This is a genomic window from Aquabacter sp. DMC10 (assembly GCF_056314145.1).
On the sequence record NZ_JBQUYX010000003.1, the window covers coordinates 520,501 to 532,725 of the forward strand.

At 68.0% G+C, this 12,225-nt stretch carries 8 protein-coding genes; 2 read left to right on the top strand and 6 right to left on the bottom strand.

The window, feature by feature from the left end:
* Positions 1 to 300: 300 nt before the first annotated feature.
* Positions 301 to 1,569, top strand: coding sequence for a dicarboxylate/amino acid:cation symporter (locus ACT54L_RS11030; protein WP_476085619.1), 1,269 nt, complete (start codon positions 301 to 303; stop codon positions 1,567 to 1,569).
* Positions 1,570 to 1,643: 74 nt separating this feature from the next.
* Here the strand turns inward: ACT54L_RS11030 and ACT54L_RS11035 are convergent, their stop codons facing one another.
* From ACT54L_RS11035 to bioB, 6 genes are all read right to left on the bottom strand, one after another.
* The gene (locus ACT54L_RS11035) at positions 1,644 to 4,190 is read right to left on the bottom strand and encodes an AsmA family protein (protein WP_476085620.1); all 2,547 of its coding nucleotides are present in this window, start codon (positions 4,188 to 4,190) and stop codon (positions 1,644 to 1,646) included.
* A gap of 128 nt (positions 4,191 to 4,318) precedes the next feature.
* Entirely contained in the window at positions 4,319 to 5,311 is a 993-nt protein-coding gene (locus tag ACT54L_RS11040; RefSeq protein WP_476085621.1) for a beta-ketoacyl-ACP synthase III, read from the bottom strand.
* Entirely contained in the window at positions 5,308 to 6,573 is a 1,266-nt protein-coding gene (locus ACT54L_RS11045; RefSeq protein ID WP_476085778.1) for an adenosylmethionine--8-amino-7-oxononanoate transaminase, read from the bottom strand. The genes ACT54L_RS11040 and ACT54L_RS11045 overlap by 4 nt, the downstream gene beginning before the upstream one ends.
* Positions 6,574 to 6,575: 2 nt before the next feature.
* Complete coding sequence (gene bioD, locus ACT54L_RS11050) at positions 6,576 to 7,199, bottom strand: dethiobiotin synthase (protein WP_476085622.1); 624 nt, start codon at positions 7,197 to 7,199, stop codon at positions 6,576 to 6,578.
* Positions 7,200 to 7,222: 23 nt separating this feature from the next.
* The gene (locus ACT54L_RS11055; RefSeq protein ID WP_476085623.1) at positions 7,223 to 8,368 is read right to left on the bottom strand and encodes an 8-amino-7-oxononanoate synthase; all 1,146 of its coding nucleotides are present in this window, start codon (positions 8,366 to 8,368) and stop codon (positions 7,223 to 7,225) included.
* Positions 8,365 to 9,375, bottom strand: a complete 1,011-nt coding sequence (gene bioB, locus ACT54L_RS11060; RefSeq protein WP_476085624.1) for a biotin synthase BioB — start codon at positions 9,373 to 9,375, stop codon at positions 8,365 to 8,367. Before bioB ends, ACT54L_RS11055 begins: the two co-directional genes overlap by 4 nt.
* 437 nt (positions 9,376 to 9,812) lie before the next feature.
* Between bioB and ACT54L_RS11065 the strand changes: the two genes are divergently transcribed.
* Complete coding sequence (locus ACT54L_RS11065; RefSeq protein WP_476085625.1) at positions 9,813 to 12,209, top strand: putative bifunctional diguanylate cyclase/phosphodiesterase; 2,397 nt, start codon at positions 9,813 to 9,815, stop codon at positions 12,207 to 12,209.
* Positions 12,210 to 12,225 lie beyond the last annotated feature (16 nt).

Sequence of the window (12,225 nt, forward strand, 5' to 3'; positions counted from 1 at the left end):
GCCTCCTGCGGCCCGATGGGTCGAAAAACCGGCGCTTGGCCGCTGCCTTGCCCAGAACAGATGCTCGACACATTTCTGCCGAAATGCGAGGGTGGCGCCAAAGGGGAGCTGTTTGAAAACTCATTGCTTCACCGTCGCTTGGGGGATTGCCCGCTGCCCGGATGGGCGTGGTGGGACCCTCGTGACGGGCCACATGCCTCCCGGGGACCCGTCCTGCGATGTTCCCCTCACGGCACGATGGCGACGGACGCAGGCCCCCGGGCCGAGTTTTCACGCACGCAGAACTGACGGGGGACCAGAGTGAAGCACAGGCTGACATTGTATATCGTCATCGCCCTCATCCTGGGCGTGTTGGTCGGATATGCCAACCACCTCCTCTGGCCCGATCCCAAGGTGGCCGAGAACATCGCCAACCACATCTCGCTGATTACCGAGATTTTCCTGCGCCTCGTGAAGATGATTATTGGCCCGCTGGTCTTCACCTCGCTGGTGGCGGGCGTGGCCCATATGGGAGACATGAAGACCATCGGCCGCGTGGGCGGAAAGGCCATGCTGTGGTTCATCACGGCGTCGCTGGTGTCGCTCTTCATCGGCATGGTGATGGTGAATCTGCTGGCGCCCGGCAAGGACCTCAACATGCCCCTGCCGCCGGTGGATGCGGCGTCCGGCATCCATGCGGGCTCTTTCTCCCTCGACGAATTCATCAAGCACGCCGTGCCCAGCAGCGCGGTGGGGGCCCTCGCCAATAACGAGGTGCTCCAGATCGTCATCTTCTCCATCTTCTTCGGCGTGGCCGCGGCCTCGGTGGGGCACAAGGCGCGCGTGCTGGTGGCGCTGATCGAGGAGGCCTCGCACGTGATCCTCAAGATCACGGGCTATGTCATGTCCCTGGCACCGCTCGCGGTGTTCGCGGCCATCGCCTCCATCGTGACGGAGCATGGGCCGGGCATTCTCATCACCTACGGCAAGTATATGGCCTCCTTCTATCTGAGCCTGGCCATCCTGTGGTGCGTCATGTTCGGGGCCGGATTCCTGTTCCTGGGCAAGACGGCGATCCGGGTGGTCTCGCTGCTGCGGGCGCCCTTCATCGTCGCCTTCACCACCGCCTCCAGCGAGGCGGCATACCCCTCCATGATGCGCCAGCTGGAGCGGGTGCCGGTGAGCGAGAAGATCGTCAGCTTCGTGCTGCCGCTCGGCTATTCGTTCAACCTGGACGGCTCCATGATGTATTGCACTTTCGCGGTGCTCTTCATCGCCCAGGCCTATGGCATCGAATTGAGCTGGAGCCAGCAGATCGTCATGCTGCTCGCCCTCATGGTGACCTCCAAGGGCATGGGGGCGGTGCCCCGCGGCTCTCTGGTGGTGGTGGCGGCGACACTGGAAATGTTCAAGCTGCCCTCCGCCGGCCTGCTGCTGGTTCTAGGTGTCGACCAGTTCCTGGACATGGGGCGCTCGGCCACCAATGTCATCGGCAATGGCCTGGCCACCACCGTGGTCGCCAAGTGGGAAGGCGAGAATGTGGATGTGGGCAAGGATGACGACGATGAGGAATTGGCCATAGCGGCCTGATCCAAGCGCCCCGCGCCCGGAAGCGGGGCGCCTCGTCCTGCCGGCGGGGATGGTCCCCGCCGCCCCGATCTTCCTCAATCGCAGCGATAATTGCCCTTCAGGCCCGCGCCCCCGCCACTGGCCATGCCGATGGCGGGGCCATCCAGGCTTCCCTTCACGGTGAAATTGTAGCCGGCGGCGCCATTGAGGGCGGTGAGCGGGCGCGGGACCATGTAAAGGTCCACGGTGTTGCGGACCAGGTTGATGGTGCCGCGGCCCAGGGCCTGCACCGCATCGGTTTCGATCACGATGACCGGGTCGGTCCGGCCCACGCCGTTGTTGAAGCGAAGCGGGACCTTCACGCAGCGCAGCGGGCTCTCCCCCTTCATGACGTTGGGGTTGAACATGCCCCCGAGGACGCCCAGCCCGGCCAGATCCAGCATGCCGGTGCCCAGGCGGCCATTGCGCACCCGCGCGGTGGCGGTGCCGTCGAGGGTGCGCAGCAGGTCCGTGTCCACCCCGAGCTTCGCCGTCAGGTCGAAATCAAGCCGAACGGTGCCAGAGGCGCTCACGCCGCCCTTGCCGCCGCGCATGAGGGAGGAGAGCGGCCAGCCCTGGCCATTGCCCTTGGCGCGCAGGACCTGTTCCCCTTCATTGGTCACCACCGCCTCGATCACCCCGCCGCCATAGCCCACCCGCACGGGGTCGCCCCGCAGCACGCCGTTATCCAGCCGAATCCGGGCCTCGATGCCGCTCGCCCCTTCCACGGAGCCATCGAGGCGATCGGCGCTGACCTGCACGTCCGCATCGGTGGAGGCGATCACATCCAGTTGGCTGCCGCCAACGGGCGCGCTCGCTCCGACAATGGCGATGCGCGGGATGGGGGGGGCGTCGTCGTCGCGCTGGAACACCTGGCGCAACTCGTCCACATAGAGGATGGGGGAGTGGATCTGCCCGGAGACGAAGCTGCGGTCCCCGCGCGCCTGCGAGGTCAGGTCGCCCTCGATCCGGGTGCGGCCGAGCTGCACCTTGCCATCGGCCTTCAGGCTGTCCGTCGTGCCGCTGATGTCGCCGGCAAAGCTGGCCGGGCCGCTGAAGTCGCTGGACACCCCGAGGGCACGGGCGAACCGGTCCCAGCGGGGGACCTGAATGTCGGCGGTAAACTGCGTCGGCTGGGGCCCCTTGGTGCGGGGTAGGTCGTCCAGGATGAGGGCGAGCTTGGCGGAAATCAGCTCGCTGTCCTGCAGCTCCGCCGTGAAGGCATTGATGCCCAGGGTGCCGTCGGCATCGGAAATGGCGATGTTGCCCACCATGCGCCCCAGGTCCCCCGGCGCGCCACCGGGCAGCAGGAGCACATCCGACACCGCCATGTCGATGCTGCCGGCCAGTTCCACCTCAGAAAAGTCGAGCACGTCGCCAATGCTGCCGGTGAGCCGGAAGATGGGCTTGTCCTCGGGGCCGGCAATGACGGAAATGCCGCGCAGGGCCACCTGCCCGTCGGGACCCCGCTGCACCCGGGCCACCTCGATGGGCCCGATCTCCCGCAAGCTCTCCGCGAAGGCATTGGTGCCGATGTGGATATTGTTGAGCATCAGGCCACGGCGGCCGTTCATGAAATGGCCGGACAGGCGGGTGACGGTGATGTCGCGGATGGAGACGGCGGGCCGGGCGTCCGGGTCGATATCCGCAATCGCGTTCAGCGCGATGCCCTTGCCGTGCAGCGCATCGTCGATCTTGCCGTCGAGGGTCACGCGCGCCCCGTCGGGAAGGGTGAAGTCCACATTCAGCTTGGGGGCGGAAAGCGCATGTGTCTCGATGCCCAGTTGCGCCGAGATGTGTCCCGAGCCGCCGCCGATGGGAGCGATGCGGGCGAGCGCCAGCAGGTCATCCAGGTTGGTGGTGCGCGCGGTCAGGCTCGCCACCATGTCGCTCTCGAATTCCAGGCTGGGCGCGCGGACCATAAGGCTGCCGTTCAGCCCCTGCGAACCAAACTGGATCTTGGCGCCATAGGGGCGGACGCCGCCGGCGTCGAATTCCGGCTGTTCCTTCTCGCGGTCGAACACGAACTGCAGGTCCAGCGGGCGCCCGTTGAGCTTGCCCTGGGCGATGCCCTTCTCGCGTCCGTCCTCGGGGAAGGTGCGCAGCCGGTCCACCTCCAGCAGGAATTGCCAGCCGCGCTCGAGATCGTTGAAATCGATGGCCACCCCGTCGAGCCTGAGGTGGGGCAGGTGGCGCAGCAGCAGCACCGGGGAGGAGAGGATGGAGCCCGGCGAGGGATTCAGGCGCTTGTGAATCTGGATGTTGAACCGGGCATCCGCCAGCGTGAAGCCGAAGAAGGGGCTATCCGGGCGCAATTGCGCATAGGGGGCGAGCGCGAGCACCAGCTCGCCGATCTCGGCCTGTTCCCCGGTCAGCGATGAGGTGACCTGCCGGGCATGAACCGCCAGGCGCGGACGGAAGGTGATGGACACCTCCCCCTTCACCTCAACCTTCTGCCCCCAGATTTGCGTCAGGCCGCGCTCCACGAGGCTGCGCCGCAGGGGCTCAGCGGAGGGGAGGCGGGCCAGCAGGAGGAACGCACCGGCCAGGAGCCCGACCAGCACGCCGGCTGCCAGAACCACCCGCAACGCCCATCGGACCATCACGCCATTCCTTGCCGGATGCCGGCATGCTCCGCGCCGCCCCGCCGGAACGAGCCGGGCCGCTTCCCTATGGTGCGGCGAGGAATGCACGCCGGGCGAGAGCCTGTAAAGCGCACAGGAGTGGGGGCTTACAGGCGCAGCACGCAGGCCCCGCCGGTCAGTCCCGCCCCCGCCGCGCTCAGCAGCAGCGTCTGGCCGGCGCGGAAGGGGGCCTTTTCATGGGCGAGCGAGAGTGTGAGCGGGATGGTGGCGGCGGAGGAATTGCCGAACCGTGCCACCGAACTCAGCATCCGTTCGGGCGGAATGACAAGGTTGTGAGCCACCGCCTGCATGAGCCGGGCATTGGCCTGGTGCGGGGCGAAGTGGTCGATGTCCGCCGCCGTCATGCCGGCACGGGCGAGCGCCCGGCGGGCGCTTTCGGTCATCAGCCGCACCGCCTCCACGAACACCGCCTGCCCGTCGGCGATGGTCATCCGGGTGTCCTCCACCGGCAGGTCCGGCGCAAAGGGACGGCTGGACCCGCCGGCAGGCACCTGGATGAGGCCGTATCCAGACCCGTCCGAGGACAGATGCGCCGCGAGCACCCCTGCTTCGGGCCGTGGGCTCGGCGCCACCACCACCGCCCCGGCGGCATCCGCGAACAGCACGCAACTGCCCCGCTCCCCCGGGTTGATTCGCCGGCTCAGGAAATTGGCCGCGACCACCAGGGCCGGCGCGCCGGAGGTCCGTACGAAGGCCTCGGCCATCACCAGGGCGTAGAGGAAGCCGCCGCACGCGCCGGCAAGATCCGCCGCGCCGCAGCCGGAAAGGCCCAGTTTGTGCGCCACCAGGGGCGCGGAGGGGGGAAGCAGATGGTCGGGGGTCGAGGTGGCGAGCAGGGTGAGGCCGAGGGTGGCGCGGTCGAGGCCATGGCTTTCGGCCTCGGCAAGGGCCATGCGGCCGGCTGCCGCCGCAAGATCGGAAAGCGTGTCCTCCGGCGCCGCCCAGCGGCGCTCCAATATGCCCGTGCGCCGCTCGATCCAGCCGGGTCCTAGGCCGAGCCGCTCCTCGATTTCCCCATTCGGTACCCGGCGTTCGGGTACCGAATGGCCGAAGCCGAGAATGCAGGTTCCCGCTGTCACGCCGCCACACCGAACTGCCGGCCAGCCTCGGCCATGGCGTCATAGACCCGGTCGAGCTCAGCCTCGGTGACGCAATAGGGGGGCATCACATAGAGCACGTTGCCGAGCGGGCGCACCAGCAGGTCCCGCTCCAGGAAGAAGGCGCGCATGCGCGGGCCCGCGTCCGCCAGATAGCCGCCATCGGGCACGTTGAGGTCGATGGCGGCGATGGTGCCGCACTGGCGCGGCGACGAGAAATGGGCGTCCTGCGCCAGCCGGAACAGACGCTCCTCCTGCATGCGGGCGAGATGGGCGAGGCGCGCCGCCACCGGTTCGTCCCGCCAGACCCGCACATTGGCGAGTCCGGCGGCGCAGGCGATGGGATTGGCGGTATAGGAGGAGGAGTGGAAGAAGGTGTGCCGCCGGTCGGTGGAATAATGGGCCGCGAAGATCTCGTCCGTCGCAAGCGTCGCGGCGAGCGGCACGGCGCCGCCGGTGAGGCCCTTGGAGGTGCACAAAATGTCCGGGCGGATGGCCGCCTGCTGGCAGGCGAACAGGGTGCCCGTGCGGCCCCAGCCGGTCATCACCTCGTCCAGGATGAAGAGGGTGCCGTGGGTCTGCGCGATGGCGTGCAGGTCCCGCAGCACGGAGGGCGGATACATGCGCATGCCGCCTGATCCCAGGACCAGCGGTTCCAGGATGAGCGCGGCAGCCTCCCCCCTTCGGGCCACCGCCTCGAAGGCGTCGAGCGTCTCCTGCTCGCGGCCGGCGGCGGGGAAGGGAATGCGGTCCACGTCGAACAGGATGGGCTCATAGGCGGCATTGAACACGCCCCGCGCGCCCACGCTCATGGTGCCGATGGTATCGCCGTGATAGCTGTCCTCCATCACCACGATGCGGGTCCGCCGTTCGCCGCGATTGCGGAAGGTGCCGAGCGCCATCTTCAGCGCCACTTCCACGCAGGTGGAGCCGGAATCGGAAAAGAAGACGTGATCGAGCCCGGCCGGGGCGAGCTTCACCAGTTCGCGCGCCAGGGCCTCGGCGGGTTCGTGGGTGAAGCCGGCGAAGATGATCTGGTCGAGGCTTTCGCTCGCCTCCCGGATGGCGGCCATGATGACGGGATGGCGGTGGCCATGGGTGATAACCCACCAGGACGAGATGCAATCCAGAATACGGCGGCCGTCCTCGCTCTCCAGATAGGCGCCCTGCGTGCGCACGATGCGCGGCGGCGCCGGCTCCGTGGCGTGCTGCGTGAAGGGGTGCCAGACGGGGGAGGGCGACAGCATCAGGCAAAGTCCCGCAGGTCGAAATGGGCGGCAAAGGCGGCGGCGAGCCGCTCCGGGTCGATCACATCCAGCACCGGCAGCCGGCCCAGGATCTTTACCCCCGAAAACTCTCCGATGACACGGGCATTGTCCGGCATGTCCGGGCCGATGAAGGCGATGCCGTGGAGGGGCATGTTCCGCCGCCGCAGCGCCTCGATGGACAGCAAGGTGTGGTTGATGGTGCCGAGCGTGGTGCGCGCGCACAGGATGACCGGCAGGCTCCAGCGGGCGAACAGGTCGATGGTCAGCAGGGTCCGGGTGAGCGGCACCAGCAGCCCACCGGCACCCTCGATCACCAGCGGACCCTCCCCCTCCGGCGGCACCAGGGCGTCGGGATCGATGGCGACGCCTTCCGCTTCCGCCGAGAGATGGGGCGAGGCGGGAAGCTTCAGGCGATAGGCCTCGGGCAGGATGCGCTCCGCCGGCACCTGGCCGAGACGGGCGACGACGGCGCTGTCGGTTTCTTCCTCAAGGCCCGATTGCACCGGCTTCCAATAGCGCGCGCCCAAGGCCCCGGTCAGGGCGGCGCTGAAGATGGTCTTGCCGATGCCGGTGTCGGTGCCGGTGACGATGAAGGCGGGCATGCTGGTTCCCCGGACGCGTGCGCTCAGGCGGCCGCGTCTTGAAGCGCGAACGCGATGGCGTCCACCAGGCCGTCCACGGTTGCCGCATCCACGTTCAGGGTGAGCGAGATGCGCAGGCGCGCTGTGCCCTCGGGCACCGTGGGCGGGCGGATGGCGCGGCAGTCGAAGCCCGCCGCCTGGACCCGCCGCGCCACCTCCATGGCCCGGGCGTTGGAGCCGATCATCACCGGGATGATCTGCGAGCCGCTGGCGGGCACGCCGAGGCGGGAGGCCAGCTGCCTTTCCGCATGGCGCACCAGCGCGGAAAGACGGTCCCGCCGCTCCGGCTCGTCGGCGCACATGCGCAGGGCCTCGCGCACGGTGGCGGCCATCAATGGCGAGGGCGCGGTGGCATAGATGAAGGGCCGCGCGCGATTGATGAGAAAGGAGATGAGGCTCGGGTGGGCGCTCACCAAAGCGCCGGAAACGCCCAGCCCCTTGCCGCAGGTGTGCAGGCTGACGAGGCATTCGCGCCCCTCGAAGGGAGCGCCAAGGCCGCGCCCCTGGTCGCCGAACACGCCGGTGGCGTGGGCCTCGTCCACCACCAAGAAGCCATCATGGCGTTCCGCCACAGCCACGAGATCCGCCAGCGGCGCGGCATCGCCATCCATGGAATAGATGCTCTCCACCGCGAGCCAGGGCGTGCCTCGCCCGCCTTCGGCGCGCCAGGCGCGGATGGCATCCTCGAAGGACTGGGCATCATTGTGCGCGGCGGAGACCACCTTCGCCTTGCTCGCCGCCATGCCGGAATGAACGCTGGCATGGATCAGCGCGTCATGGACCACCAAATCCTCGCGTCGGGGCAAGGTGGAGAAGAGGGCGAGATTGGCGTCGAACCCACTGCCGAAGAACAGGCAGGCCGGCGCGCCAAAGAAAGCCGCGGCCTCCGCCTCCAAGGCCTCGTGCTCGGGATGATTGCCGCGCAGAAGGCGCGAGCCCGCCGCGCCCACCGGCACGCCGCGCGCGATCGCCGCCTGCACCGCCGCGGCGAGGCGGGGGGAGCTGGCAAGGCCGATATAGTCGTTGGAGGCGAAATCATGCCCCTCGCGCCCCTGGAGCGAACGCCCCCGGGCGCGGCCCTTCAGGCCCGCCAGGGTGGTCTCGAACCGCGCGAGCCGCGCACCGCTCATTGGCGGGTTTCCGCCTCCGCCGGCGGGAGGTCTTCGCCGGTGATGCCCAGGCGGCGGAACAAAGCGGTGTCGTGGTCCTCGCCGGGATTGTCGGCGGTCAGCAGGCAATCGCCCACGAAGATGGAATTGGCGCCGGCAAAGAAGCACATGGCCTGCAGTTCGTCGCTCATCTCGGTGCGGCCGGCGGACAGGCGCACATGGGAGGTGGGCATGAGGATGCGGGCGAGCGCGATGGTGCGCACGAACTCGAACGGGTCCACCGGCTTGGCATTGGCGAGCCGCGAGCCAGGAATGGGAATGAGCATGTTGATGGGCACGCTCTCCGGCGGCACGTCCATGTTGGCGAGCGTCAGGAGCATGTCGATCCGGTCATCGCCGGTCTCGCCCATGCCCAGGATGCCCCCCGCGCAGACCTTGATGCCGGCGTCGCGCACATTGGAGAGTGTCTCTAGGCGGTCGGCGAAGGTGCGGGTGGTGATGATCTCGCTGTAATAGCGCTCGGACGTGTCGAGGTTGTGGTTGTAATAATCGAGCCCGGCCACGGACAGGCGCCCGGCCTGGTCCGGGGTGAGCATGCCCAATGTCATGCAGGTTTCCATGCCGAGGGCTTTCACGCCCTCCACCATGGCCACCACCATGTCCATGTCCCGCTCCTTGGGCGAACGCCAGGCGGCGCCCATGCAATAGCGGGTGGCGCCGCCTTCCTTGGCCTTGCGGGCCTCGGCGATGACGCGCTCCACTTCCATGAGCTTGGAGGCCTTCAGCCCCGTGGGCGCATGGGCGGACTGGCTGCAATAGCCGCAATCCTCGGGGCAGCCACCGGTCTTGATGGACAGCAGCCGGCTCATCTGCACCTTGTTGGGGTCGAAATGCCGGCGATGGACACTTTGGGCTTCAAACAGCAGGTCGTTGAGCGGCAGCTCATAGAGACGGCGCGCCTCTTCCCGGCTCCAGCGGTTGGTCATTTCGGTGCGGGTTTCCTGCGGAACCGCCGTCGCCACTGACATGTCGCCATCCTGCATCTGACTTTGCCCGAGCAACTATACCCGAATGCGACAGGGACCAAGTCGAAAGCGTGAAGGGAAGCCGAAAGGCGCCGGCTAAATGTCTGGATGATGACTGTTGCAGTGCAGCGAAAAACGCCCGTCACGCCTTGGTGCATCGGTGTTCGGAAGATTTGGAAACTGGAGTTTTTTGGCCCTAACCCGCTGGCGTGCATGGAAAAAATATACAACCTGGCGCGTTCGGTGCTTGACCTGCGCGCGCCGCCCGCACATCGTAAATGCCGTGGTGCGATAATAAGGGTCGGTTGGAGCCGCGCTCCTGGGGTCCCTTCGCCAGTCGATAGGAAGGCCGGGGACGGATGGACGAGGACGGGGCCGGTCCAAGCGCGAGGGCGACAGAGGACCCGCACGATGGTCCTGCCTACCTCGGTCTCGGGGTAGTGCCCTTCGTCTGCACCGTCATACGCGACGAGATCCGGTTTTCCCGCGTCGATGCCGCTGTGGATGAGGTGTTCGGGATTCAGGCCGAGGATCTCTATCACACCCCCGACCTCCTCTTTGCCCGCTTTCCCCGCCAGACCCTGAAGGCGCTTCAGGCCGATGAGCGCCGGCATGCCGCCGCTTTGTCGCCGTGGCAGGGCGTCTATGTCATGCGCCATCCCGAGCGGGGCACGCGCAGCCTGCTCATTCGCGCCCGTCCCACAGCGTCCGGCGGCGGCGTCCTGTGGCGCGGGCTGGCGGAAGATGTGACCTGCGTCACCGCCTGGCAGAGGCGGCGTCATGCCCAGGCCGAACGGCTGCGTCAGGTTCTGGACGCGACGCGCGACCACCCCTGGGAACTGGACCTGACCGCCACCGGCGAGATCGTCGGCGGCACGGTCAGCTGCCCGCTTTACTCCCTCGCCAGCTGGCGCCAGCTCATCCACCCCGACGATGCCGGCCGCGTCATGCCGGACATGCTGAACCAGCTGATGCGCGATGGGCGCTGCCGCGTGGAATTCCGGCGCGCGCTGCCTGGCGGCGGCTGGACCTGGGTGGTGGTGCGCGGGCGCGTCACCCGGCGCGAGAACGGCCGCCCGGTGCGCGCCATGGGCTTGCGCACCGACATCGCCGCATGGCCGATCCACCAGCTGTCCGTGGTGCGGAACGAGGGCATGCTCCAGGCCCTGTTCGACCACGCGCCCATCGGCATGGCCCGCAACGCCCTTGATGGCATGTTCCTGGATGTGAACCGCGCGTTCCAGGCCATGACCGGATATGCCCGTGATGATCTGCTGAAGCTCAGCTATTGGGATCTGACGCCCACCACCTATGCGGCGAGCGAGGTCAATCAGCTCCAAGCCATTGATATAGACCAGCGCTACGGGCCCTATGTGAAGGAGTTCATCCATGCCAGCGGCCGCCGCATTCCGGTGCGGCTGAATGGCGTCTTGGTCACCCCGGATACGGGGGCTCCCTACATCTGGTCCATGATCGAAGACCTGTCCGGGCAGGACGAGCATGCCGCCCGCGACGAAAGCGCCTTCGATGCCATCACCGGCCTGCCCAGCCGCCGCCATTTCGGCCTGCGCCTGGAAGCGGCCATCGAGGATGCCCGGCGCGACGGCCAGCCGCTCGCGGTGCTGACGGTGGATCTCGACCGTTTCGCCCCGGTCAATGCCGCCTTCGGGCACAAGGCCGGCGACCTGGTCCTGCAGGAGGTCAGCCACCGCCTGTCCGCCCTGGCGAAGGGCAGCGGAACGCTGGCCCGGACCGGCGGCGACGAATTCTCCATCATCGTGCCCGGCGTCGCCGATCATGATGAATTGGCCGGCCTCAGTGCCCGGATCGTGCTGGAGATGGCGCGACCCTTCGCCGTGGAGGGGCGCGATCTGCGCCTTGGGGCGAGCCTCGGCATCGCCTGTTTCCCCGCCGACGGCGGCGACGCCGCCACCATCTCGCTGCGCTCGGACCTGGCTTTGTCCCTGGCCAAGTCGGCGGGGGGCGGCACCTTCCGCTTCTTCATTCCCTCCCTCTCCCGCCGGGCCGGTCACCTCATGGAGATCGAGACCGCCCTGCACCGGGCGGTGGCGCAGGACGAGTTGGAAATCCACTACCAGCCCAAGATCGATCTCAAGACCCGGCGGGTGCGGGGCTTTGAGGGGCTGATGCGCTGGCGCATGCCCGATGGGCACTTGGCCATGCCGGACTTCTTCATCCCGGTGGCGGAAACCTCCCACCTCATCCACGCCCTGGGCGACTTCGCGCTGCACCGGGTGTGCCGCGACATCGTCGACCTGCGGGCGCGCGGGCTGGTCAGCGGTCGCCTCTCGGTGAATGTCTCGGCCCATCAATTCTCGGACGGGTCCCTGCCCGACCGCATCCGCGACATCCTGGCGGCGAGCGGTGCCGGTGCCGGCGATCTGGAGGTGGAGCTCACCGAATCCACCATCATGGCCGACACCTCCCGCGCCATTGATGCCTTGCGCCGCATCCGGTCCCTGGGCGTTGCCGTGTCGGTGGACGATTTCGGGACCGGCCATTCCAGCCTTGCCTATCTGCGGCGGCTGCCGGTGACGGGCGTGAAGATCGACCGCTCCTTCCTGGAGGGGCTGCGCCCCAACACCAGTGAGGCCCGCATCGCCGAGGCGATCGTGCGCCTCGGACGGGAGCTGGCGCTGGAGGTCACCGCGGAAGGGGTGGAGACGGAGGCGCAGGAATCGCTCCTGCGCACCATCGGCTGCGACGTGGCGCAGGGCTATCTTTACGCGCGCGCCATGGCCTTGCCGGATCTGCTGACCTGGCTTCAGGACTATTCCGCGCAGCGCCCGCTCCAGGAGGTCGGCCCCGCCGACTGAGGCTGGCGGCCCCGGT